Below are 23,603 nucleotides of genomic sequence, written 5' to 3'. Positions count from 1 at the left end.
GGAGCGCGAAGACGTTGAGGCGAGGAAAGCCTCAGCGCGTGGCGATTGCCGCCGCAACGCCCGCCATCATCGTCGCGCTCGCGCGGTTGGCGAGCTTCACGGCGCGCCGCGTGGTGAGCAGCTTGCGCGCACGCGTGGCCAGCAGCGCCCAGCCGAAGTCGACGGCCATCAGCACGATCACCATGGTGAGCGTGAGTTCGAACCACGCCACGGTGCCTATACGCGACACGTCGATGATGGTCGGCAACAGCGCTAGGTAGAACATCATGATCTTCGGATTGCCGAGCGTGACGAGAAGGCCCGCCATGAACATGCGCCACGGTGACTGTCCGCTCGGCAAGTCGCTGCCTTGCACGTCCGCCGGCGCGCGCCACATCTTCCAGGCGAGAAACAGCAGATACGCCACGCCGATGAATTTGAGCACCACGAACACCATGCCGAAGCTGCGCGCGATCACCGCCAGTCCCGCCACCGCGCAGGTGAGCCAAAGCGCCTCGCCGATCCACATGGCGGCGAGAAAGGGCAACACGTCGCGAAAGCCGTTGGTCAGCACGCGCGCGACCAGCGCGGCGACACTCGGTCCCGGCGTGCCGGCCGCGACGATCAGCGCGAGGGCGAAAACGAGCAAGGCGGACAGCGTCATGACGATCTCCACGAACTTCAGCGCGCGCGCAGCCGCCGGTTGACGAAGCGCCACACGGCGCTCATGAGCAGCGAGCCGACACCGAGCGCGACCCCTAACAGCACGATCGAACTCATGTGATCGCGCACCAGCGGCACGTTGCCGAACAGATAGCCGGCCGCCACCAGCGACACGATCCACAGCGCCGCGCCGGCGGTGACGAACGACACGAAACGCGCGAACGTCATGCGCGAAACGCCGGCGACGAACGGCGCGAACGTGCGCACCACGGCGATGAACGGCGACAGCAGAAAGGTCAGCCCGCCGCGCGCTTCGTAAAACGCGTGCGCCTTGCGCAGCGCGTTCTTGTCGAGCCAGCGATAGTCGGCGGTATAGACTTTCTCGCCGATCGCCCGCCCGATCGCGTAGTCGACGATGCTGCCCGCCACCGTCGCGGCGAACAGCACCGGGATCACGAGCCAGACATTCAGCGCGCCGGTGGCCGCGAGACCGCCGCAAATGAAAATCAGCGGATCGCCGGGCAGGAAGAACAGCGGCAGAAAACCGATCTCGACGAACACGACGAGAAACAGCATCGCGTAGACGGCGGTGCCGTATTGCACGATCAGGCCGCTCAGGTGCTGGTCGAAGTGCAGGGCGACCTGCAGTACATGCATCAGATCCATCTTGGGTCGAAGGGGAATTCGGATTTTCAGGAGTTTAGTCCCACGGCGGCGCGCTGACTTGTGTATTTCTCGGAGGTGGTGTCAATATCGGGGCGTGTCGTCGAGAATAACCATGTGCACGAACCTGCCAGAACGCCCATGCAACACGCTAACGGTATGACCTTCCGCTTTGCCGAACAACACGATGCCCACGCGATCCGCGCGATCGAATTCGAGGCGGGACAGCGTTTCCTCAGCGTCGATATGGCGGGTATCGCGGATGCGCCGCCGATGGATCTGGAAATCGTCGAACGCAAGATCGCGTCGCGGGAAATCATCGTGGCGATGGCTGCGGATGCAACGTGCGTCGGTTTCGTGATGTTCGAGCCGCAACCTACGCGCATCTACGTGCAGGAACTCGATGTGCTCACCTCGCACGCGGGGCAGCGTATCGGCGCGGCGCTGATCGAGCAGGTCGCGCACATTGCGCGCGCGCAACGGCTCACGCAACTGATTCTGTCGACGTTTCGCGAGGTGCCGTGGAACGCGCCGTATTACCGGCGGCTCGGGTTTCGCGATATCGGTGAGGCCGAACTCGACGCGGCGTTGATCGCGCGGCGCGACGCGCACATCGCGCGCGGACTGGACGAATCCAGGCGGGTATTCATGCGGCGAGATCTCGCGTGAGGTGTGATGCGTGGGCTCGGTTGTCGAGCATAAAAAAACGCGGCGGGTATGACTGGAACATATCGTTCGAGTCCTACCCGCCGCGCGTCTTTCGGCCCACTGCCATGCAATTGGCTGCTTTTCAATCAGCAGCTTAACCTCCGCCATCGCTCCAGATAGCTTCGCCTTTTCCCGCCTATCGCAAGCCTTATTCCACGGTTTCCAGTGTCGGATAGTCGACGTAGCCGGTTTCACCGCGTGCGTAGTACGTCGCCGGGTTAGGCTTGTTCAACGGCGCATTCGTGGCGAAGCGGCGCACCAGATCCGGATTCGCGATGAACAGTTGACCCCACGCCACCGCATCCGCTTCGCCCGCGTCGAGCACATGCTGCGCGGTTTCCTTGGTGAACTTTTCGTTCACGATGTACGGGCCGCCGAAGGCTTTCTTCAGTTGCGGGCCGAGACGGTCGTCGCCGAGCGCTTCACGTGCGGCGATGAACGCGATCTTGCGCTTGCCGAGTTCGCGGGCCACATAGCCGAACGTGCCGGCCGGATCGGAATCGCCCATGGCGTGCGCGTCGCGGCGCGGTGCGAGGTGCACGCCGACACGGTTCGCGCCCCACACGTCGATACATGCGTCGGTGATTTCGAGCAGCAGACGCGCGCGGTTTTCGATCGGGCCGCCGTAAGCGTCGGTGCGCTGGTTGGTGCTGTCTTGCAGGAACTGGTCGAGCAGATAGCCATTCGCGCCGTGCACTTCGACGCCGTCGAAACCGGCTGCCTTGGCGTTTTCCGCGCCTTTGCGGAAGGCTTCGACCACGCCGGCGATTTCATCGAGCTCCAGCGCGCGCGGCGTCACATACGGACGCTCCGGACGCACCAGGCTCACGTTGCCGCGTGCCGCGATCGCGCTCGGCGCGACCGGCAGTTCGCCGTTCAGGAACAGCGGGTCCGAAATACGGCCCACGTGCCACAGTTGCAGAAAGATCTTGCCGCCCGCGGCGTGCACGGCGCTCGTGACGAGTTTCCAGCCTTCGACCTGCTCCTGCGACCAGATGCCCGGCGTCTCGGCATAGCCCACGCCTTGCGGCGTGACCGAAGTCGCTTCGCTGATGATCAGACCGGCGCTCGCGCGTTCAGCGTAGTACTTCGCCATCAGCGCATTCGGCACGCGGATTTCTTCGGCGCGCTGGCGCGTGAGCGGCGCCATGATGATGCGGTTCGACAGCGTGATGTCGCCGATTTGCAGCGGATCGAAAAGAGTCGGCATATGAGTTCACCTTTGGCCGAGGGCACGCGGCCCGAGCCTGAAAAAACTGCTTGATGAAAGAAGCGCGGCAATGCGAATCGCGGCGCCTAGAGCCTGGCGTTGATGTGCTCCAGGAACGCCTGAATGGCGGCTTCGTTGCGTTTGAAGAACACCCATTGACCCACCCGCTTCGACGTGACCAGCCCCGCGCGCTGCAAAGCCGCCAGGTGGGCCGACACGGTGGACTGCGACAAGCCGCACTGTCCCTCGATCTTGCCGGCGCACACGCCGTAATCGAGCGGCAGTTCCTGGTCGCCGAAATGCGCGTACGGCTCGCGCAGCCTGCCGAGAATCTCCCGGCGGACCGGATTGGCAAGCGCTTTGTGAATCGCGTCGATATCGAGCGTCATTGGGTAAGTTTCAGGGTCGACAACAACAACGGGAAGGCGAGGGCGCGGGTCAGCGCCCTTGTGACTGCATCGCTACAACCCGAATCATATATCGTAATTTAACGATATGCTCAAAGGCACTACTGACGATGGGGGTGATAGGTCTGGGCGTGCATAAAAGCCCGCGCATCTGCCGAACAATTTATTTCGCACAAAAAGGGAGACACCGAGCGTCAATGGGTCGCGGTGGACGACCAGCCAGCGCTATATGACGCGAGCGGTTAAGACGGGGGCGAAGCCCTGTACTCCAATCCGCAGACCGGTTGTTACTGGAGCGCGACGACAGAGGCGACGCCAGCGTCGAATTGTTGATGGAAGAACTCGCTGCGGTGTGTAGGGCTTTCAAAAGCCCATGTCGACATGAAGCCATGGAAATCCCCTAAGAAAATGGCCTTGCCGTGAAAGGCAGGAGAAGGATTGATGCTTCCATAATCACGCCATCGATGCATACAGACAGCATCCCGCTGCCGACAATAACGGAGACTATCGATGCGACCGAATCTCAGCGCGTTTCGCCATATTGCCCTTGCCTCCAGCCTGCTGTTCAGCCTTGCCTCACAACATGCGGCGGCAGCCGATAGCGGCAAGATCACGATCATGGTCGGGGGCATCACGAAGCTGATCTATCTGCCGGCACGCCTGACTGAAGAACTCGGCTACTTCAAGGACGAGGGGCTCGACGTTGAACTGCTGTCGCAGCCCGCCGGCGTCGACGCAGAAAACGAACTGCTGGCCGGTGCCGTGCAGGGCGTCGTCGGCTTCTACGATCACACGATCGATCTGCAGACAAAGGGCAAGGACGTCAAGGCTATTGTCGTGTTCGGCCAGGTGCCGGGCGAGGTCGAATTGGTCTCGACCAAAGCGGCAGACACGGTCAAATCGATGGCCGACGTCAAGGGCAAGACGCTCGGTGTGACGGGCCTGGGTTCGTCGACCAGCTTCCTCACGCAATACCTCGCTGGCCAGCACGGCATCCAGTCGACTGAATACACGATGCTGCCGGTGGGTGCCGACGCAAGTTTCATCGCGGCGATCAAGCAGAGCCGTATCGACGCTGGCATGACGACGGAGCCTACGGTGTCGGCGTTGCTGAAATCGGGCGATGCAAAGGTGCTCGTCGACATGCGCTCGGTCGAGGGTACGAGGGCCGCACTGGGCGGCACCTATCCCGCGTCGAGTCTGTATGTGCAGGCCGCATGGGTCGATTCGCACAAGGCAGAAGCCGCGAAGCTCGCCCATGCCTTCGTGCGCACGATGCAGTTCATTCACACGCACAGTGCCGAGGAAATCGCGGCGAAGATGCCCGCCGACTACCAGAAAGACAAACCGCTCTACGTGAGCGCGCTGAAGGCGTCGCTGCCCATGTACACGGCGGATGGAAAGATGCCGGCCGATGGTCCGGCAACCGTGCTCAAGGTGCTGTCGGCGTTCAATCCGTCGGTCAAGGGCAAGCATGTGGAGCTGGCGAAAACCTACACCAATGAGTTTGTCGGTTCGAAATAGGTGGCGGGCGCGTGGGCGCAACGGACTCCGTCCGCACGTCCGTTGCGCCGGCGGCTTTCCTTCGCGCCTCAGATTATCTAAATGGATGTACCCGATGAACCATGTAGTTGGCAGGGACGTACCGGCGATCAAATTCAGTTCGGTATCCTGTCGTTTCGTTAGCCCGGATGGCAAGGCCACAGTCGCGTTGCGCGACTTCAGCATGTCGGTGGCGCGTGGCGAATTCGTCGCCATCGTCGGCCCGACGGGTTGCGGCAAATCGACGACGCTCAGCATGATCACCGGACTGCTCAAGCCGACCACCGGCGAAGTGCGTGTGATGGGCGCACCGGTTGATGGCATCGACCAGCGCATCGGTTTCGTGTTTCAGGCCGATGCGGTGTTCCCGTGGCGCTCGGTGCTCGACAACGTGGCGGCCGGCCCGCTGTATCGCGGTCGCTCGAAGTCCGCTGCGCACGACGAGGCTAACGAATGGCTGCGCCGCGTCGGGCTCGATAAGTTCGGCAGGCACTATCCGCATCAACTGTCGGGCGGCATGCGTAAGCGCGTCGCACTCGCGCAGACATTCATCAACAAGCCGGAGATCCTGCTGATGGACGAGCCGTTCTCCGCGCTGGACATGCAAACCCGCACGCTGATGCAGGATGAACTGCTGCAGTTATGGTCGGCCAATGCGGGCTCCGTGCTGTTCGTCACCCATGATCTCGAAGAAGCGATTGCGCTGGCCGACCGGGTGTTCGTGCTGAGCGCGCGGCCCGCGACGTTAAAGAAGGTCTATGACATCGATCTGCCACGTCCACGCGTTACCTCGGAAGTTCGCTACGACCCGCGTTTTATCGAGATTTCGCGCGATATCTGGCACGACCTGCGCGAAGAAGTTCGGATCGCATGACACAAACTCTGGTTCAAAAGACAATCATGGGCACCCCTGAATACATCGCGGAAGCAGGCATCGACGCCGCCTCGCTGGCGGCAGTCGAGCGAATTGCACAACGGCGGCTGCGCCAGCGGCACGCGCTGATCATCGGCTTGCGTGTGCTGGTACTGGTGGTCGTGCTCGGCGGATGGGAGATCGGCGGGCGGACGAAATGGATTGATCCATTCTTCTTCTCGATGCCCTCGCTCATCTTCGAGCAGATCGTCGACTGGCTTGTAAATGGCACGTCACAGGGCCCGTTGCTCGTTCAGGTCTGGGTCACGCTCGAGGAAACATTTCTCGGGTTTCTGATCGGTTCAGTTGGCGGCATCGTCTGCGGCGTTGTGCTGGGTCGCAACAAGCTGCTCTCCGATGTGTTCAGCCTCTACATCCAGATCGCGAATTCGATACCCCGCGTGGTGCTCGGTTCTGTCTTTGTGATTGCGCTCGGCCTTGACATGGCATCGAAGGTGGCACTAGCCGTCGTGATGGTCTTCTTCGTCGTGTTTGGCAATGCCTTTCAGGGCGTACGGGAAGCTGACCGCTACATGATCGCGAATGCGCAGATCCTGGGTGCATCGAAGCGTCAGCTGACCACCTCAGTCGTCATTCCTTCCGCATTATCGTGGATTCTCGCCAGCCTGCACGTGAGCTTTGGCTTCGCCCTGGTTGGCGCGGTGGTGGGCGAGTTTCTCGGCTCCAAACAAGGCATTGGCCTACTGATCTCGACCGCGCAGGGAGCATTCAACGCCAGTGGCGTTTTTGCAGCGATGATTGTGCTCGCGGTGGTCGCATTGACTGCGGACTATCTGCTGACCACGCTGGAAAAGCGCCTGCTGAAATGGAGACCTGCTGCGTTCTGAGCGTCAGACGGCGGAGGGTTGCGCCTGCGGTCAGGGAGGAGAAGGAAACAGCCCGTGCTGATCGCTGTCACGGCACGCGTAACGTGCCCGGGAGTTGACGATGATGCAAAGCCTGCGTACACGCCTGCTTGGGTGGCTATTGGTGCCGGTCGGTTTATTTGTACTCGTCACCGGCTCGATGGCATATGACGCAGCCCGCGAGACCGCTGGCCTTCTGCAGGACAATGCGTTGCTCGCCTCTGCGCGCATCATCGGCGAGGAGGTCAGGCAGGGCTGATGCTGGCGCTCGTGGCAGCACTTGTCCTGCTTGGGCTGATCTTTGAGTTGGGCCCGCTTATCAGACTGAAGGATGACGTCGCCGATCGCGACGCACTGCAGCTCGTGCCTGTGTGCATCGAACGCCTGCCTTCCGAGTTGCGTCCTGTCGTCGACGCGATCAATCAGTGCATCGCGCGACTGAAACTGCATGCGACGACACAGCGCAAATTCATCGCGGACGCCGCGCACCAGTTGCGTACCCCCTTGCGCTGCTCGGAGCACAGATCGAGTGCGCCCACTCGCACGGTGGGACGGTCGCATTTCGGCCGCATTCGGAGCATGTCGGCCTGTTCGTCACGGTCCGCTTGCCGAGGTGGCGTGATGGAGGAAAACGCGATGAAACTGCTATTGGTGGAGGACAACACTGAGCTTGCGCACTGGATTGTGAACTTGTTGCGCCAGCAGAACTTCGCCGTCGACTGTGCACCTGACGGTGAATGTGCGGACGGAATGCTGACGACGCAACGCTATGACGCGATGCTGCTTGATCTGCGATTGCCACGGATGGACGGCCGGGAGGTTCTGGCCCGACTGCGCCGCCGCGGCGACACGGTGCCGGTGTTGATGCTGACGGCGCATGGTTCGACCGAGGACAAGGTTGACTGTTTCAGTGCGGGCGCCGACGACTATGTCGTCAAGCCGTTCGAATCACGCGAGCTGGTCGCTCGTATCAAGGCGCAGATCCGTCGGCAATCAGGTGGGATGTCTTCGCGTCTCACCTGTGGCGACCTGCAATATATATCCGATACGCGGGAGTTTGTTCACAACGACACGCCTCTCGCGTTGCGGCGCCGCGAGCACACCGTCCTCGAAACACTGATGTTGCGACAGGGCAAGACGGTGTCGAAAACCATGCTGATGGAAAGCGTGTTCAGTCTGGATGACGAGCCGAGTGCGGACGCCATCGACATCTATATTCACCGCTTGCGCAAACATCTCGCGAGGTCCAGCGCCCAGATCATGACGCTGCGAGGTCTGGGCTATATCCTCCGGCAGCGGGATCCTGAATAGCGGGTGTCGTGCGTCATTGCGTATATCAGTGAATGCACTTAGTTGCACAAAATACACGGGAAAGGAGCGTGAAGGATTGAGGTAACTAGGATTGCGTTAATTCGCGAACCGGATCGCAAATCCGACCGGAAAGACTGCAGCCGCCGCGAGCAGAACAATCAGATTTTCAACGCAGCAATCAGAGGAGACGATCTTGAAGAAAAAGTATCTTACGCTGGCAATCGCAGCCAGTGCACTTGGAGCGACAGCCGCGCACGCGCAGTCGAGTGTCCAGCTTTATGGCCTGATGGACCTGAGCTTCCCGACCTACAGAACGCACGCGGATGCCAACGGTAATCACGTCATCGGCATGGGCAACGACGGCGAACCGTGGTTCAGCGGCAGCCGCTGGGGCCTGAAGGGCGCCGAGGACATCGGTGGCGGCTCGAAGATCATTTTCCGGCTCGAGAGCGAATTCGTCGTTGCCAATGGCCAGATGGAAGATCCGGGCCAGATCTTCGACCGCGACGCATGGGTCGGTATCGATAACGACACATTCGGCAAGATCACTGCCGGCTTTCAGAACACCATCGCACGCGATGCGTCGACGATTTATGGGGACCCCTATGGCAGCGCGCGACTGACCACGGAAGAGGGCGGCTGGACGAACTCGAACAATTTCAAGCAGATGATTTTCTATGCGGCCAGCGCGACGGGCACGCGTTACAACAACGGTGTCGCCTGGAAGAAGCTCTTCAGCAATGGGATCTTCGCGAGCGCCGGCTATGCGTTCGGCAATTCGACGAGTTTCGGCTCCAACGCCAACTACCAGGCAGCACTCGGGTATAACGGTAGCGTGTTCGACGTATCGGGCTTCTATAGTCACGTAAATCGCGTTGGCTTTACAAACCAGACGTGGTCGGTGGGTGGCAACTATGACTTCGGCATTCTGCGCGCCAACGCAGGTTATTTCCGGTACCTCGGCAATCAGGGCGCGCTCGGTCAGCGTCAGGATAACGCGTGGACCGTGTCGCTCAAGCTGTCGCCGAAGGGGCCGCTCGACTACCAGCTCGGCTATCAGCAGATGCGCGTGAAGAACGCCGCGTACAACGGCGATGGCGATATCCCGAACGCGAACATTGGCGCTTTCGATCCGACGTCCGGCCTCCACAACGGCTTCAAGGAAACGTTGTACGGTTCGGTGTTCTATCACCTGTCCAAGCGCACCGAAGTGTATCTGGCCGGCGATTACATGAGGCTGCACGGCGGCTACACCGTGGGATCGACGTTCGGCGCGACCAACCAGCTCGAACTCACGACGGGCGTGCGCACCCGCTTCTGATCTGACGGGCTGGTCCCGGCTGATTCATCGACGAAAATGTGCTCCTGGTTGCGGCGGCGGATAAATCCGTTCGCCGCTTTTTTCTGTCCCGCGGGTCGAGGACAGCTAACCATGTTCAGAAATACCGCTATCCGCACCGGATCTCGGCGATCTGCTCGATGATCACGATGCGCGGAAGTGCCGCAAGGTCGAATTTCTTGTCCAATTTTTTGAAGCGGACGGCAGCGACCTATGCACGAGAGTGAGTGCCTGGCGCTCCCACTCTCGCGCGGTCATCAATGATGTTCAACCGGATTGGCTTTGCTTCCGCCCCTTGCCGGCGACCCCGACTGCGTGAAATTCGACGGCATCGTTCCATAGTCGCTGGCGGACTGCTTAGCCACCGCAGACGCGTTCTGATCGTATTCGGGGTAGTGCACTTTCGACTGGTGCAGGGTGCCGTCCTTCTCCGCTTGCACGACCTGTGCCTTGACTTCGTCGCGTGTCAAACCGTTCGAATCGACCTTTGCGTAAGAGATCATCGGCATCGCGAGCGCAGCAATGATCAATGAAATGGCGAATCGCGTTTTCATCTAATTCTCCTTTGATGGGAAAGTGAGTTGACGAGCAAATCAAGTGGTCACATTCGGACCAGTGACGCTTCAGGTTCAGACTAAACCCGGTTAGCTTAAAGAATCCTTATCTGCACAGCACCTCGTGACCGCTTCTGGCATGCATCGAATATCAGTTACGCGTCGCGATGGATCAATTGTCCTCGCCTGAGGACAACCACAAACTGGCCACGCGATTACGGTCCCGTTAACTAAGGCAATCGCAGTTTCTTTAATTGCCACGCCATCGCATAAGCCTTGGATAAGGAAGGCCAACTTTCGACATCTGCGGATCGAAGCGTTTCTGTCACCCATAAGCATTCCATAAGGTGCGCGCCCTCATACTGCGTCTTGAATGTCGAATCAGTCGTCGTCAGAAAAAGGGGCAAAAGGAATGTCACGCGAACATCGCGCGCTGCTGCAAAACAAGGTTCCGGAAGTTACGATCGCCTTCTGGACGATCAAGATCCTGTCCACGACGGTCGGCGAAACAGGAGCGGACTATCTCGCCGTTCATGTCGGCCTCGGTACCGCATTGACGATAGCGATCACGCTCACGCTGCTCGCAGCGGCGCTCGTCGCGCAGTTGAAGCAGCGAGCCTACGTCCCGTGGATATATTGGCTAACTGTGGTGCTGGTAAGTATCGTCGGCACGCAGTTGACTGACGTGCTCAGCGATGTTCTCGGTGTGAGTCTTTACGTCAGCACCGCTGCATTCGCCATCCTGCTCTGCGTTATCTTCAAGATCTGGTATCAGAGCGAAAAGACACTTTCCATTCATACCATCGTCACTCGCAAGCGCGAGCTGTTTTACTGGGCGGCGATCCTTGTTACATTCGCGCTGGGCACTGCGGCCGGAGACCTTGCAACTGAGGCAATAGGCCTTGGCTTCAGTCTCGGCGTGCTCGTATTTGGTTGTCTGCTCGTCATGATGGGTGTTGCTGCCTATCTCGGCGCAAATCGCGTACTGACCTTCTGGCTCGCATACATCCTTACCCGGCCCTTTGGTGCATCGCTCGGCGACCTTCTTTCGCAATCCCGAGAATACGGCGGCATGGGCTTGGGCACGATCTTGACCAGCATCACCTTCCTTTCAGTGATCGCCATTCTCGTCATCCTGCACACTGCAGCGCGGACGAGACGCGGCAACGCCAGCACGACATAACCACATTTGCTCCTCAGCATTTGCCCAATTATCGTCGTCTCTCAAATGGAGAATTGAGAATGAAACGTGCCATCGTCAGTTCGGGATTTCTGATTGCAACGATCGCAACCGTTGTCTCCGGCCACTCGTTCAACACGCGGGCTCCGCAATGGGTCGCAGCGCTTTCGCCGGTCTCTTATGCAAATGCAGCGACCGAGGTCTCGAAGCTCGGCGATCTGTCGAAATTCCGCGTCATTGTGGTCGACACATCGAAGCTGGTCGATGCGAACGACCTCACAGGCGCAAAGAAACGGATCAAGGATCTCGAAACATCGTGGGACGAGGCCGAACCAGCGCTAAAGCCCCGGGCAGCTGTGGACTGGCACAAGTTGGACAAGTCGATCGATGACGCCCTTGAGGCGATTCGTGAGAACTCGCCAAACCAGGCAAAATGCAAGAAAGCGCTGACCGATCTGCTCGCATTGATGGATCGAATGAGCGGAAGGATTGGACCAAAGTAGCTTGGAGGGCAGTGGTGCAATTTCGATGCACCGATCTGTTACCCTCAACCTCTTGACGATCGTGAGCCGATGAGCAAGGTGAAAGACATCGACAGGCTGTTCAACGGACGTCATTTCGACCGCGAAGTGATCATCCTTTGCGTGCGGTGGTACCTGCGCTACAAGCTCAGCTTTCGAGATCTCGCGGAAATGATGGCGGAACGCAGTCTTTCCCTGGTCCACACGACGATCATGCGCAGGGTGAAGTGCTACACGTCGGAGTTCGTCAAACGCTGCAATCGGTTCGCCGTAGCGGCCGGTCAGTCATGGCGCGTCGACGAGACCTATGTCAGGATTCGTGGCCAATGGACCTATCTTTACCGCGCAGTTGACCGAGAGGGAAAGACGATCGACTTTCGCCTCAGTACCAGGCGCGATGTGCTGCAGCAAAGGCATTCTTTGTTTGACCCGACAGCCGCTCGACCGTAGCCAGGGCGCACTAATGCGACCAGCTAAGCGGCTATGCTTGTATCTGCGTTACTCCTCGGCTAGCCGACGACGCAGGAGCGTCAGAAAATGCAGCGTCTGCAGTTGACTCTGCCATCGGCTTCTGAGCGGCCGATAACTGAATGCAGCTGCCACCGAGTGTCGGACTTACGAATGACGCGAATATCGCTTCATAGCCGCACTGAGATCTTGTCGCCGCTGTGCGGCCGGGCAACCCGTTCAGCCAATCCTGCCCTTGCAATGCGCCATGTGAATCACACAATGTCGAACATATAAAATTTCGCAGGCGTGTCTGCCAGCACAACCCTGCGCTCTTCTTCAACGGGGAGCAGCACGCGCAGAAGTTCGAGCGAGTGAGTAAAATCCTTGTCCGCTTCAAACTGCGTATGCGGCCAGTCGCTGCCCCACATAAGGCGATGCACGCCAAAGGCCGCTTTCAGAAAATGGAATGCCTCATGCGCATCATCGTCATCCGGGCGAAGCTGCCGTCGATTCCGATACGCTGCCGATATCTTCACCCACACACGCTGCGTGGCAGCCAGTTGAAGAAGACGGCGAAAGCCTACGTCTTTTACACCGATATCCGGATCGGGCCTGCCGAAGTGATCGACGACGACATTCATGCCAGCGTCCAGAAGCGGCTCCACGATGCCCTGCAGCCGCGCAGCTTCCGCATGCACCTCGACATGCCATTTCAGATCGCGGACATGGGCGAGCGTTTGCGCGCTCACCCATCTGTCGAGCGGCTGATCGGCATGTCCGATCAGGTTCAGCCGAATCCCCTCAATGCCCGCATTCGCCATCTCCATCAGCGTGTCGATCCGACAATCACGCTCGATCACTGCGACACCGCGTAGCCGCTGCGGCGCGCGGCGCAACGCAGCGAGCATATAGCTGCAATCGGTGCCGAGAAAGCTGGGCTGCACAAGCACGCCGTGCGATACGCCGTGCGTGTCGAGTTGGGCAAGGTATGCGTCGAGCGTGGCATCGTAGTCGGGCACATAGCGACGCTTTTGGGCGAGCGGCAGGCCGCGCTCGAATACATGAGCATGAGTATCGACAGATGCAATGTGAGCTGCACGACATACAGCCAGCCGGTGGCTCGCCTCTATCCCTGACTTCTCCATCATGGACGTTCCTTCATCACCAGTCTTGCGCGGTTACGGCGAGTGCCTCGCCCGTCAATGCCTTTGCGCGCGGGAAAGCGCGCCAGTGTGTTCGGGCTCGAACGTGGCTTCGTCCAGCGTGCGGCCGCGTGTCTCCGGCAGCATCAGCACGGACAGCACGACGATTGCGTACGCGAGTCCCGCATCGATGCCGATCGCCGTTCCTAGCGACATATTCGCGGACATGTGCCCGACGAGCACCGGAAATCCCGCCGACACGACGCGACCGAAGTTGTAGCAAAACCCGACGCCCGTGCCACGCATCCCGCGCGGATACAGCTCGTTGAACAGCGCGCCCATGCTTGCCGGGATGCCCGCTGCGAAAAAGCCTAGCGGAAAACCGAAGAACAGCATCGCGGTATTGCCGAGCGGTAGAAACAGATAGGCGATCACCGTTATCACGCAGCAGATCGCAAACGTAAGTATGGTCTTGCGGCGTCCGATCCGATCCAGCAGTTGCGCACTCACGAGGCACCCGCAAAAGAACGCGACGATCACGACGGCGAGGTAGCCGCCCGTACTCAAGACCGACAGATGTCGCTCGCTTTTCAGAAACGTCGGCAGCCAGGTCATCAGCGCGTAGTAGCCGCCATGCGCACCAACGCCGAGCAGTGCGCCGATCAGCGTCATGCGCAGCATTTGCGGAGAAAAGATGCCGACGACAAGGCCAGGCGTCTGCTGTTGCTGACGCGCCCGCGCGTCGCGCGTTGCGCGGGCCGGCGCGGGAGGTTCCTGCACGCTGCGTCGGACGTACAGAATCAGAAGCGCCGGAACGATGCCAACCCCGAACATCGCGCGCCACGCAGTATCCGCGGGCAGCAGCGAGAACATCAACGCATACAGCAGCACCGCTGCGCCCCAGCCGACCGCCCATGCGCTCTGCACACTGCCCATCGCCTTGCCGCGATGCTCGTTGCGGATCGTCTCCGCCATCAGCACGGCGCCCGCCGCCCATTCTCCGCCGAAGCCAAATCCCTGCAGCGTCTTCAGAACGAGGAACTGTGGATAATTCTGCGCGAACGCGCACAGGAACGTGAACACGGAAAAAAACGCGACGGTCCATTGCAGCGTCTTTACGCGCCCCAGCCGGTCCGACATCATGCCCGCGATCCAGCCACCCAGCGCCGACGCCACCAGCGTAACGCCGCTGACGAGCCCCGCTTGTGTGCGGCTGATCGACCACTCGGCGATGATCGCCGGAATCACGAGGCTGAACATCTGCACATCGAGCGAATCAAGCGCCCATCCGCCGAAGCACGCCCAGAACGTCCGGCGTTCATTGCCGGAAATCTGGCTGAACCACTTGAACATTGCTGTCTCCTAGGTCGTCGTTCCTGCGGGGGAACAACTTTTTTGCGAGGGCGCGCGATCGCTAGCGGATCTCGGCCTGATAGATGAATTCGCTGGCAGGCCCGCGTGAGCGGCGCCATTCGAGCGGCTGTCTGTCGTAGCCGTATGCAAGACGCTCGATGACGACGGCGGGCGTACCTGGCTCGATGCGTAACAGCCGCGCATGCAACGGGCCAACGGCTTCGACAGTCAGTGTTTCCGTGGCGGACGCCACGACCTGATTGCATTGCGCCTCGTACACGGGGTACAGCAGGTCACCGACTTCATTCAGGTCCATCTGCGCAAACGCCGCAAAACGGACATAGGGCAGCCAGATTTCTTCAGCGAGCATCGGCACGCCGTCGATCAGCCGCAGGCGAGTCATCTGGATCACGCGCGCGCTGCTCGAAATCTGCAAGGTCGCAGCGACAGCCGACGGCGCATCGACCACCTCCCGTCGCAAGATGCGGCTCTCTGGAATGCGTCGTTCGCCTTGCCGTGTCTGGAAGCGGAAGAAGCGAAACAGGGAGCTGTCGAAGCTCGCGCGGCGCACGAACGTCCCTCTGCCCTGAAAGCGTTCCAGCAGGCCTTCCGCGACCAGCAGATCGACGGCCTTGCGGACCGTCCCGACTGCCACGTCGTAGCTTTTGGCGAGCGCCTGCTCGGTAGGGATCGCTTCGCCCGGCCGCCAATGGCGGGCCGCGATCAGAGCGACCATTTCGTCGCGCAAACGCTGGTAACGGGGCAACCGGTCATCGGCACGCATCGTAGTCTCCGTTGAATTCATATATATGATTTCACGATCAGGGCCGCCAGCAGATAGGTGATAACCCGGATCAGGCGTTGAAATTTGGTTCCAACGGGTTTGTACCCATTGTCGAAAGAACAGATTCAACTAAACATATATATGAATTGTGAAACGGAGACTGATTGTGAGCCAACCCCTGATTACCGAGCCGGCTGTCGTGAAAAAGGTCGCCTGGCGGCTCATGCCGCTGTTGATCGTGATGTTCCTGATCGCCTTTATCGACCGGCAGAACGTCGGCTTTGCCAAGCTGCAGATGGTGCACGCGCTGGGAATGTCGGAAGCGTCCTATGGTCTGGGCGCGTCGCTCTTTTTTATCGGCTACCTGCTGTTCGAGGTGCCGAGCACGCTTGCGCTGCATCGTTTCGGCGCTCGCCTTTGGCTCGCGCGCATCATGGCGACCTGGGGCGCCATTACCGTGGCGATGGCATTCACACATTCAACGGGACTCTTCTATGTGTTCCGGTTCGCACTGGGTGTCGCCGAAGCTGGCTTCTATCCGGGCGTGATCTTCTATTTGACGCTCTGGTTTCCGCAGAGTCATCGCACACGCATGCTCGGCTTCTTCACGCTCGGCAGCGCGCTCGCCAACATGCTCGGCTCACTCGCGGGCGGCTTGCTGTTGTCGCTGGACGGCAATCTGGGTCTCGCCGGCTGGCAGTGGGTATTCGTGGCAACCGGGATACCTGCTGTCCTCGTCGCACTCGTTGCGTTGCGCTTTCTGCCTGAATCCGTCGAACGCGCCGAGTTCCTGTCGAACGAAGAAAAGGCCCTGATGATCGCGGCGCTGCACCGCGAGGCGCCGGCGCAAGCGGCCGCCGGGCATCCGTGGCGGGCGCTCGTCGACAAACGCGTGCTGATGTTCGCGTGCGGCTACATGCTGATGTCCACGTCGCTGTACGGCGTGACGTACTGGTTGCCCACGCTGCTGAAAAGCGGCGGTGTCTCGCATTCGTCGCTCAATGGCCTGCTCAACATGATTCCGTGGATGCTCTCCGCGCTGCTTCTGCTGTGGCTGCCTGCGAAGCTGAAACGCGAGGGTGTGGTGCTCAGGGCGATGGCGATGGTAGCGGGCGTCGGTGTGATCGGCTTCGCGCTCAGTCTCGTGCTGCCGGGTCTGCCGCTGCAATTTGCCGCGCTCGTGCTGGGCGGCGCATGCATTCCCTTGCTCTATCCATGCTTCTGGTCGCTGCCCCCGCGGTACTTCACGGGCGCCCGCGCTGCAGCCAGCATCGCGGCGATCAATTCGATTGGCAATCTCGGAGGCTTCTTCGCGCAGAACCTGATGCCTTACATAGGAAAGGTCGCGGGCAACGCCAGCGCTCCCATGCTGGTGCCCGTCGTCTGCCTGACGTTGCTCGGCCTGGGCATGTCGGTCGCATCGGCGCGAACCAAAGCGGGCGAGCGCGTGCAGATAGCGGCGCGGCAGTAACCATCTTGCGATGCACGTGCTGGATGGTGGCATGGACTGACTCAGCTCCATGGAGGCGTGCTGACATTGACGCCAGCACGCGGAGTCGCATTACTTGTCGAGACCGCCCATCAGGACATACTTGACTTCAACGTACTCTTCGATGCCGTAATGCTTGCCCACTGCTGTCGAGCCGGTGAAGGAAATTTTCCGGATGCGCGAATCGCTGGTGAACAGTTCGCCGATTTCCTTGGGATTACCCGTCACCCTTTCGAAATTCCCCTCGGGTATGCCAGCCTTTCGCGCGTACGGTCTCCACTACCTGAATGTGATGGCCGGCACGCGTCGCGGCTGGCACGTACGCAACGAGCCGGCGCATGAACGGTTACTACAATCCGTCGTAAGCGTCGCGGCGGACGGCGTGCGCTGAGTCCCGTCGCGGTAAGTCAGTCGCTTTCGGCGTCGGGGCCTTGGGTGTCGAATCCGGCCGCCTCGCGCAGCGCTTGCAGCATCGCCCGCGCACCCGGTGAGAGTCTGTCGCCGCGCCGTGTCACGATGCCCGCAGGTCCGAGCTTCAGATCGAGTTTGAACGGTAGCGGTTCGAGCGCGCCGGCAATGCAATACGGCCGCACCGGCTCGCGCGCCAGCGGCGCGATCATATCGCTCATCTGCAGCAGGCTCGTGATGACAGGCAGCGACGAGCTCTCGACCACATCCGTTGGCAAGGCGAGATGCCGTTCGAGAAAAAGTTGCGTTAACTGATTGCGCATCACGTTGCCTTTCGGCGGCAAGATCCACGTTTGCGGCGCCAGTTCGTCCCAGCTCAGAGTCTTGCGCTTGACGAGCGGGTGGCCAACGCGAGCGAACAGCGCGTGCTGTGCTTCCGCGAGCGGGGCGTAGTGCAGTGCCGCCAGATCGTCCGGATTGCGGATTCGCGCGACGATCATATCCAGCTTGCCTTCCTGCAGACGCTGCACCAGCACCTCGCTGAACTCCATCTCGATGTTGACGCGAATCTGCGGGAAGCGCTTCTTGAGCAGCGCCACGGCTTGCGGCACGAGATTGGTGGCCGCCGTGACCTCGGTACCGATCATCGCCTGCCCGGTCAGGCCGGCTTTGAGCGCGGACACTTCGTCGTACGCATGCCGCAACTCCGCCAGCACGCTGCGCGCATGGCGGATCAGCACCTCGCCGTACCAGGTGGGCTCGACACCGCGCGGATGCCGTTCGAACAATGGCACACCCATCGTCTCTTCCAGTTCCCGCAGCAACTTGGTCGCCCCGGGCTGCGTCATGTGCGCGGCGTCCGCCGCGCGCAATACCGAGCGATGGGTGTCGAGCTGAACGATCAGGGCCAATTGGCGCGTCTTCAGGCGCGTGGGGTCGAAGTGGCCCGCGGCGATGGTCCCCGCGCCGGTATCGGGATGAATTGCCGAGGTCACGATGTCGCCTCCACGTATTCCATATCGATATAGATTTTGCGTTATTTTTCATTATAAAAGCATATCGATCGATTCTACTATGCAGCAGACGCCCTGCATTTCAAGGCGGGCGGTTTCCCATCATGGGCATCGAGAACGGCTGCATTCAGCATCCGCGTATGCAGCCGCACAGGAGACGAAGAAGCAATGAACATCCGTACCGCAGACATCCCGCCGGAAGGCATCACTACCGACGAGTTCCTCGGCCGCGTCGCCAAGGTCCGCAGCGCACTCGACAAGGCGGGCCTGGTCGGCCTGCTCGCATTCGGCGATTGCTGGCGTGGCGCAAACATCGGCTACTTCACCGAGTTCCGCCCGCTCGACGGCGTATCGGACATTGCCAACGCGATCCTGCTGCTGCCGGTCGACGGCGACCCCGTGCTGTTCGTGTCGGATCAATGCTTCGACTACGCGACGAGCGTGACCGCCTTCGAGGTGCGCAGCCTGCGAGAAGTCACGCAACAGGTGCAGGCATTTTCAGCGCGGCACCGCAGCGGCACGGTCGGCCTTGCCGGCGCCGCCTATATTCCCGCGGACCTGCTGCAGCGCCTGAACGCCGGTCTCGGCGAACTGAAGCTCGAACCGACGATGGTGCTGGCCGAAATCAAGGCGATCAAGAGTGACGCCGAAGTCGCGCTGATGCGCAAAGCCGCCGCCTTGACCGATTCGGCGATGGCCGCGATTCGCGACGCGCTCGCCGACGGCCGTCCTTACACCGAGCGTGAACTCGCTTTAATCGCCGACCGCGCGATGCTCGCGGGAGGAGCGGAGCGGACCGCGTTCGATTCGATGGTGCAATCCGGTCCGCGCTCGGCGTATAACCTGGCGCGTCCCACCGACCGTATCCTGCAACCGGGCGACCTGATCATGACCGACATCGGTGCGCGTTATCGTGGGTACGTCGCCGATGGCGGACGCGGTTTCACCTACGGTCCGGCGAATCCCGAGAAGATGGCGATCGTCGCGGCAGCGGCGCGCGCGGTCGAAGCGGGGCTGGCCGCCGCGCGTCCCGGCATGGCGGCCATGGAACTGAACGCGGTGATCCAGCAGGCGCTGGTGAAATCGAACTACGAGCAATACTCGAGCGAAGCGCGCGGCCATGGCACCGGTCACGGCACCGGCATGGACCCGGAAGAAGAAGCGCCGTGGATCGGGCCGGGCAACAAGACCGTGCTGCAGGAAAACATGGTCTTCACCCTGAAGGCGACGATCACGGTGCCGAACGTCGGTGGTTTGCGCACGGAACGTATCGTGCGGTTGACCTCGGGCGGCGTCGAAACGCTCGACCAGTTCCCGATGGAGCTGCACTGGTGAGTGCAGCGAATTTAACGTAACGTGCCGGCGAATCCGCGCCGCCGACACGCAGCAGTTCAAGACATAGATTCCCAGAGAAGGGAGGAGACGTGAATACATCGCCTGTTTCATCCGGCAACGCGCCGGTTATCAGCCGGTCGGCCGTCAATCGTGTGCTGGCCGCTTCGGTGGTCGGGACCGCCATCGAGTGGTACGACTTTTTTCTCTATGCCACCGCTTCGGCACTGGTCTTCGCCAAGCTGTTCTTCCCCTCGTTCGATCCTGTGGTCGGCACCATCGCGGCGTTCGGCAGTTTTGGAGTCGGCTATCTCGCTCGGCCTTTCGGCGCCGTGTTTTTCGGGCACTTTGGCGATCGTATCGGACGTAAGGCGACGCTCGTCGCGACGCTGACAATCATGGGCGTCAGCACGTTCGTGATCGGCCTGCTGCCGACTTATGCCTCGATCGGCGTCTGGGCGCCGATCCTGCTGGTGGCGATGCGCTTCATGCAGGGGCTCGGCGTCGGCGGCGAATGGGGCGGCGCGGTGCTGATGGTGGTCGAAACGGCGCCGGCCAGGAAGCGAGGCTTTTTCGGCGCGTTCCCGCAATTGGGCGTGCCGCTCGGGCTGATGCTCTCGACCGCGGTGTTCAAAGCCGTGTCGAGTATGCCGCCGGACGCGTTCTATTCATGGGGATGGCGCCTGCCGTTCCTGCTGAGCGTCGCGCTGATCGCGATCGGCCTGTTCATCCGCCTGCGCGTCATGGAGTCGCCGGTATTCGAACAGATCAAGGCGAGCAAGCAGGTCGTGAAGGCGCCGCTGGTTGAACTGCTGCGCCGGCATCCGAAAGACCTCGTGCTGACGATCGGCACGCGCTTCGCGGTCGACATTACCTTCAACGTGATCAACGTGTTCGTGCTGGTCTACGGAACGACGCGGCTCGGCTTGTCGCGTGGGCTGTTGCTGAACGCCATCATTGTCGGCTGCGCGTTTGCGCTGATCACGCTGCCGCTGTTCGGCAAACTGTCGGACGTGATCGGACGCCGGACCGTGTTCATGCTCGGCGCGGTGTTCGTCGCGATCTATGGATTCGCGTTCTTTCCGTTGCTCGAGACGCGCAATCCGACCTTGATTTTCGTGGCGTACGTCTGCGGTATCGCGTTGAGCCAGGCGTCGGTGTACGGCGTGCAATCGACGTGGTTTGCGGAACTGTTCGGTACGCGGGTGCGCTATACGGGGGCGTCGCTGCCGTATCAGATCGCCGGCATCATCACGTCGGGGCCGACGCCATTGATCGCCACGTATCTGTTCGCGACCTACGGCCAGACGCTGCCCATTTCGATCTATATCGCGGCGACGGGGTTGCTGAGCCTGGTGTGCGCGTTTTTCCTCGCCGAGACTTTCAGGCGGGATCTCTCCGCGGGGCCGGGAGATGAAGCGGCCGCAGTGCCGGGCGCGCGTGCATCCGCGCATTCGCCGCATCCTCTGACGCGCTGAGCGCACATCGATCCGGTTGCCACGCCGTGTATGGCGTGGCCGATTGCAGCGCACGCGGCGGCCGTCGAGTCGCTAACGCGGGTTTGAATGGACGCCTCGTTGGCCAGGTCAGTCGCGGATCGGATACAGGGGGGCGCCGCTGTTTCCTCTCTCAACGCGGTTGCACACATGCGGCTAGTCGATCTGCTCGCGCTCGACCGGGGATGGCGTCTCTCCTTGAAATCCCCGCAGCGACGTCTATTTTTCATTCCGCTCAGGCAGTCGCGCGAACCGAGCATCGCGCGCTGCGTGTTTCGATTTGTTTGCCCGCAGTGGGGTCGACGGACTGGAGCGCGTAGGCCCGTCCGTCTCCTCCGCCGCATTTTTCCGAGGAAACGACCATGAGTGATCTCTACTTCACGACCGACCTGTTCAGCCAGTTCGATCGTCTGCATCAGCAGATGGCGGCGCTGTTCAGCGGCAACCCTTCGAGTATCCGGACCGATCGTCTGTCGGCCTTCCCGCAGGTCAACGTCGGCACGACCGATGACACCATCGAGATCGTCGCTTTCGCGCCGGGCATCGACCCGAAGCAGCTGGAAGTATCCATCGACAAGGGGCTGCTTACCATCGCCGGCGAGCGGCCCTCTGCGGCGCGCGCCGCCGGCGAGGCAACGCGTCACTACGCGCGGGAACGGTTCAGTGGGCAGTTCCGCCGGGTGATCGAACTTCCCCAGCATGCCGATCCCGACCGGGTGGAGGCCCGTTATCTCAACGGCTGTCTGAGCATCAGTATCGGCAAGCGCGAGTCCTCGAAACCTCGTGCGATTACCGTCCAGTAACAGAGACCAATGCAGAGGAACTGATCATGAGCGATACCAGCCAACTTACGCGCCCTGATGCCAGGACGGCAAGCACCGCAGAGCCAAGCCGCGCGGAAAAACGTCTGACGTTGAATCCGGCCGTCGATGTCATCGAGGACGTACACGGCGTGACTTTATGGGCTGATTTGCCCGGCGTGGAGCGGGACAATCTGGAAATCAGAGTGCAGGACGGCAATCTGCGTATAGAGGCATCCGCTAACGTGCCGACCCCGGAAGGGCTGCGGCTACAGCACGCTGAAATTCGCGTGCCGGATTTTGCACGGTCATTTACTCTTGGGCCGGAGTTCGATACGTCGAAGATCGAAGCGAATCTCAAAGACGGTGTATTGAAGCTGGTCATTCCACGCCGTGAAGAGGCTCGACCGCGACGCATTGAGGTTGCCGTAGGCTAGGCGCCCGACGGGCCGGGAATTCGCAGCGCGTGGAGACCGGTTCTGATTGTCGGCTAGTCGATCATCGATCAGTAGTCCCACTGCACCGGCACGAAACGGAAGCTTTCACCGTTCTTTGCAATGTGACCAATAGACGGGAACGCGACATGCGCTGCGGCCAGCAGAGCGCCAGTTTCGGCGGCTTCGTTGAGTAGCGCGATACGCACGTCTGTAGCCATCTCAGGCTCGTGCTCGAAGCCATTTTGCCAGCGGGGATTGTCGAAGTTGACTTCGAAAATCGCGTCGCCTACGAACGTCAGTTTCTCGCCCTTCGATGCGATGTCCACGACGCAGTGCCCCGGCGTGTGTCCACCCGTCACGCGGGCCGATACCCCCGCTGCGACTTCCACGGTCTGATCGAACCGCACGATGTTTTCGCTGTAGAGTTCCACGAACTTTGCAGCAGCCTTGCGGAGTGCGGGAGGCACCGTTTCCGGCATCACCGTCTTGCTGAAGTCGGGGTTTTTCCAGAACTCCACTTCCGCAGCCGACACGTGAATGCGCACGTCCGGACGCAGCCTGGCCTTGACGCCATCAACGTTCAACCCGCCGACGTGATCCATGTGCATATGCGTAATGACGATGTCGGTGATCGCAGCCAGATCGATGCCAGCCGATTCCAGTCGCATCACCGACCGACCGGCGCGCGCGAAGTATTCGAAACCGTCACCCACGCCCGAGTCGATCAGGATCAGGCGGTCGCCGCTGCGCACGAGCGCGACATTCAGCGCCCAGTCGAACATGTCGCGCTGCAGGAAACGCCCATCGAACCATTCGTTGCGATCCGCTTCGCTCACATTAGTGGACATGGTGGAAGTCGGCAACGGCAGAACGCCATCGCTGATCAGCACGACGTCGACGTCACCCACGCGTACGGCATAGCGGGAAGACACGAGTTCGCCTGAACCTTCTTTGCCAAGATTGGCGGTGACGGGCTGCACGTTACGGGTTGTTTTGCTCATGGCAATAGTCCTCTTAATCAGTAGGGTAAGCAGCACTCGGCG

General features: G+C 60.8%; 24 protein-coding genes and 3 pseudogenes. 16 read left to right on the top strand and 11 right to left on the bottom strand.

Annotated elements, in window-relative coordinates:
* Positions 1 to 31 precede the first annotated feature (31 nt).
* Together B0G75_RS11110 and B0G75_RS11105 are read right to left on the bottom strand one after the other, a co-directional pair.
* Positions 32 to 643 carry a LysE family translocator gene (locus B0G75_RS11110; RefSeq protein ID WP_106305621.1) on the bottom strand — a complete coding sequence of 204 codons (612 nt, stop codon included), beginning with the start codon at positions 641 to 643 and terminating at the stop codon, positions 32 to 34.
* Positions 644 to 660: 17 nt separating this feature from the next.
* Complete coding sequence (locus B0G75_RS11105; protein WP_012427652.1) at positions 661 to 1,308, bottom strand: VTT domain-containing protein; 648 nt, start codon at positions 1,306 to 1,308, stop codon at positions 661 to 663.
* Positions 1,309 to 1,446: 138 nt separating this feature from the next.
* Between B0G75_RS11105 and B0G75_RS11100 the strand changes: the two genes are divergently transcribed.
* A complete protein-coding gene (locus tag B0G75_RS11100) occupies positions 1,447 to 1,974 on the top strand; it encodes a GNAT family N-acetyltransferase (RefSeq protein WP_106304512.1) in 528 nt (175 codons plus the stop codon).
* Positions 1,975 to 2,161: 187 nt separating this feature from the next.
* On the opposite strand, the gene B0G75_RS11095 is transcribed toward B0G75_RS11100, so the two are convergent.
* Together B0G75_RS11095 and B0G75_RS11090 are read right to left on the bottom strand one after the other, a co-directional pair.
* Positions 2,162 to 3,223 (bottom strand): alkene reductase, encoded by a 1,062-nt coding sequence (locus tag B0G75_RS11095; RefSeq protein WP_106304509.1) that lies wholly within the window; start codon positions 3,221 to 3,223, stop codon positions 2,162 to 2,164.
* Positions 3,224 to 3,309: 86 nt separating this feature from the next.
* Positions 3,310 to 3,612 (bottom strand): helix-turn-helix transcriptional regulator, encoded by a 303-nt coding sequence (locus B0G75_RS11090; RefSeq protein WP_106304506.1) that lies wholly within the window; start codon positions 3,610 to 3,612, stop codon positions 3,310 to 3,312.
* A gap of 528 nt (positions 3,613 to 4,140) precedes the next feature.
* On the opposite strand from B0G75_RS11090, the gene B0G75_RS11085 reads away from it, so the two are divergent.
* The 6 genes and pseudogenes from B0G75_RS11085 to B0G75_RS11060 all read left to right on the top strand — a co-directional run bounded on the left by B0G75_RS11085 (position 4,141) and on the right by B0G75_RS11060 (position 9,583).
* The gene (locus tag B0G75_RS11085; RefSeq protein ID WP_106304503.1) at positions 4,141 to 5,154 is read left to right on the top strand and encodes an ABC transporter substrate-binding protein; all 1,014 of its coding nucleotides are present in this window, start codon (positions 4,141 to 4,143) and stop codon (positions 5,152 to 5,154) included.
* Positions 5,155 to 5,248: 94 nt separating this feature from the next.
* A complete protein-coding gene (locus tag B0G75_RS11080; RefSeq protein ID WP_106304500.1) occupies positions 5,249 to 6,046 on the top strand; it encodes an ABC transporter ATP-binding protein in 798 nt (265 codons plus the stop codon).
* Positions 6,047 to 6,072: 26 nt separating this feature from the next.
* Positions 6,073 to 6,933 carry an ABC transporter permease gene (locus B0G75_RS11075; RefSeq protein WP_106304497.1) on the top strand — a complete coding sequence of 287 codons (861 nt, stop codon included), beginning with the start codon at positions 6,073 to 6,075 and terminating at the stop codon, positions 6,931 to 6,933.
* Between the two features lie 100 nt (positions 6,934 to 7,033).
* Positions 7,034 to 7,499: pseudogene (locus tag B0G75_RS11070) on the top strand (hypothetical protein); the annotation flags it as partial.
* An 88-nt stretch (positions 7,500 to 7,587) separates the two neighbouring features.
* Positions 7,588 to 8,262 carry a response regulator gene (locus tag B0G75_RS11065; RefSeq protein WP_106304494.1) on the top strand — a complete coding sequence of 225 codons (675 nt, stop codon included), beginning with the start codon at positions 7,588 to 7,590 and terminating at the stop codon, positions 8,260 to 8,262.
* A 193-nt stretch (positions 8,263 to 8,455) separates the two neighbouring features.
* Complete coding sequence (locus B0G75_RS11060) at positions 8,456 to 9,583, top strand: porin (protein ID WP_106304491.1); 1,128 nt, start codon at positions 8,456 to 8,458, stop codon at positions 9,581 to 9,583.
* A 275-nt stretch (positions 9,584 to 9,858) separates the two neighbouring features.
* On the opposite strand, the gene B0G75_RS11055 is transcribed toward B0G75_RS11060, so the two are convergent.
* Entirely contained in the window at positions 9,859 to 10,155 is a 297-nt protein-coding gene (locus tag B0G75_RS11055) for a DUF4148 domain-containing protein (protein ID WP_106304488.1), read from the bottom strand.
* Positions 10,156 to 10,591: 436 nt separating this feature from the next.
* Here B0G75_RS11055 and B0G75_RS11050 point away from each other — a divergent pair, with 436 nt between their 5' ends.
* The 3 genes and pseudogenes from B0G75_RS11050 to B0G75_RS11040 form a co-directional block, all read left to right on the top strand.
* Positions 10,592 to 11,338, top strand: a complete 747-nt coding sequence (locus B0G75_RS11050) for a hypothetical protein (RefSeq protein ID WP_106305618.1) — start codon at positions 10,592 to 10,594, stop codon at positions 11,336 to 11,338.
* Between the two features lie 59 nt (positions 11,339 to 11,397).
* Positions 11,398 to 11,838, top strand: coding sequence for a hypothetical protein (locus B0G75_RS11045; protein WP_106304484.1), 441 nt, complete (start codon positions 11,398 to 11,400; stop codon positions 11,836 to 11,838).
* Between the two features lie 69 nt (positions 11,839 to 11,907).
* A pseudogene (locus tag B0G75_RS11040) lies at positions 11,908 to 12,278 on the top strand (IS6 family transposase); the annotation flags it as partial.
* Positions 12,279 to 12,578: 300 nt separating this feature from the next.
* Here B0G75_RS11040 and B0G75_RS11035 read toward each other — a convergent pair.
* The 3 genes from B0G75_RS11035 to B0G75_RS11025 form a co-directional block, all read right to left on the bottom strand.
* Positions 12,579 to 13,454, bottom strand: coding sequence for an amidohydrolase (locus B0G75_RS11035; RefSeq protein ID WP_106304481.1), 876 nt, complete (start codon positions 13,452 to 13,454; stop codon positions 12,579 to 12,581).
* A 51-nt stretch (positions 13,455 to 13,505) separates the two neighbouring features.
* Positions 13,506 to 14,801 carry an MFS transporter gene (locus B0G75_RS11030; protein WP_106304478.1) on the bottom strand — a complete coding sequence of 432 codons (1,296 nt, stop codon included), beginning with the start codon at positions 14,799 to 14,801 and terminating at the stop codon, positions 13,506 to 13,508.
* Between the two features lie 61 nt (positions 14,802 to 14,862).
* Complete coding sequence (locus B0G75_RS11025; protein ID WP_106304475.1) at positions 14,863 to 15,585, bottom strand: GntR family transcriptional regulator; 723 nt, start codon at positions 15,583 to 15,585, stop codon at positions 14,863 to 14,865.
* 223 nt (positions 15,586 to 15,808) lie between these two features.
* Here B0G75_RS11025 and B0G75_RS11020 point away from each other — a divergent pair, with 223 nt between their 5' ends.
* Positions 15,809 to 17,056, top strand: a complete 1,248-nt coding sequence (locus B0G75_RS11020) for an MFS transporter (protein WP_374956888.1) — start codon at positions 15,809 to 15,811, stop codon at positions 17,054 to 17,056.
* A 153-nt stretch (positions 17,057 to 17,209) separates the two neighbouring features.
* Here the strand turns inward: B0G75_RS11020 and B0G75_RS11015 are convergent.
* A pseudogene (locus B0G75_RS11015) lies at positions 17,210 to 17,344 on the bottom strand (aldehyde dehydrogenase family protein); the annotation flags it as partial.
* On the opposite strand from B0G75_RS11015, the gene B0G75_RS11010 reads away from it, so the two are divergent.
* Positions 17,325 to 17,465 carry a 5-deoxy-glucuronate isomerase gene (locus B0G75_RS11010; protein ID WP_308705809.1) on the top strand — a complete coding sequence of 47 codons (141 nt, stop codon included), beginning with the start codon at positions 17,325 to 17,327 and terminating at the stop codon, positions 17,463 to 17,465. The pseudogene B0G75_RS11015 and the gene B0G75_RS11010 sit on opposite strands and share 20 nt — an antisense overlap.
* A 16-nt stretch (positions 17,466 to 17,481) precedes the next feature.
* On the opposite strand, the gene B0G75_RS11005 is transcribed toward B0G75_RS11010, so the two are convergent.
* On the bottom strand, positions 17,482 to 18,477 hold the full coding sequence (locus tag B0G75_RS11005) for a LysR substrate-binding domain-containing protein (RefSeq protein ID WP_106304470.1): 996 nt from the start codon (positions 18,475 to 18,477) through the stop codon (positions 17,482 to 17,484).
* Between the two features lie 186 nt (positions 18,478 to 18,663).
* On the opposite strand from B0G75_RS11005, the gene B0G75_RS11000 reads away from it, so the two are divergent.
* From B0G75_RS11000 to B0G75_RS10985, 4 genes are all read left to right on the top strand, one after another.
* A complete protein-coding gene (locus B0G75_RS11000; protein WP_106304467.1) occupies positions 18,664 to 19,830 on the top strand; it encodes a Xaa-Pro peptidase family protein in 1,167 nt (388 codons plus the stop codon).
* An 89-nt stretch (positions 19,831 to 19,919) separates the two neighbouring features.
* Positions 19,920 to 21,305 (top strand): MFS transporter, encoded by a 1,386-nt coding sequence (locus tag B0G75_RS10995; protein WP_106304464.1) that lies wholly within the window; start codon positions 19,920 to 19,922, stop codon positions 21,303 to 21,305.
* 380 nt (positions 21,306 to 21,685) lie between these two features.
* The gene (locus B0G75_RS10990; RefSeq protein ID WP_106304461.1) at positions 21,686 to 22,126 is read left to right on the top strand and encodes an Hsp20/alpha crystallin family protein; all 441 of its coding nucleotides are present in this window, start codon (positions 21,686 to 21,688) and stop codon (positions 22,124 to 22,126) included.
* Positions 22,127 to 22,152: 26 nt separating this feature from the next.
* Positions 22,153 to 22,560, top strand: coding sequence for an Hsp20/alpha crystallin family protein (locus B0G75_RS10985; protein ID WP_106304458.1), 408 nt, complete (start codon positions 22,153 to 22,155; stop codon positions 22,558 to 22,560).
* Between the two features lie 68 nt (positions 22,561 to 22,628).
* Here the strand turns inward: B0G75_RS10985 and B0G75_RS10980 are convergent, their stop codons facing one another.
* Complete coding sequence (locus B0G75_RS10980; RefSeq protein ID WP_106304455.1) at positions 22,629 to 23,561, bottom strand: MBL fold metallo-hydrolase; 933 nt, start codon at positions 23,559 to 23,561, stop codon at positions 22,629 to 22,631.
* Between the last annotated feature and the right edge of the window lie 42 nt (positions 23,562 to 23,603).

The sequence above is a fragment of the Paraburkholderia sp. BL18I3N2 genome (assembly GCF_003001875.1).
In the GTDB taxonomy this organism is placed as follows: domain Bacteria; phylum Pseudomonadota; class Gammaproteobacteria; order Burkholderiales; family Burkholderiaceae; genus Paraburkholderia; species Paraburkholderia phytofirmans.
Note: the sequence above shows the minus strand (reverse complement) of the source record. Positions and strands in the feature narration are given on the sequence as shown.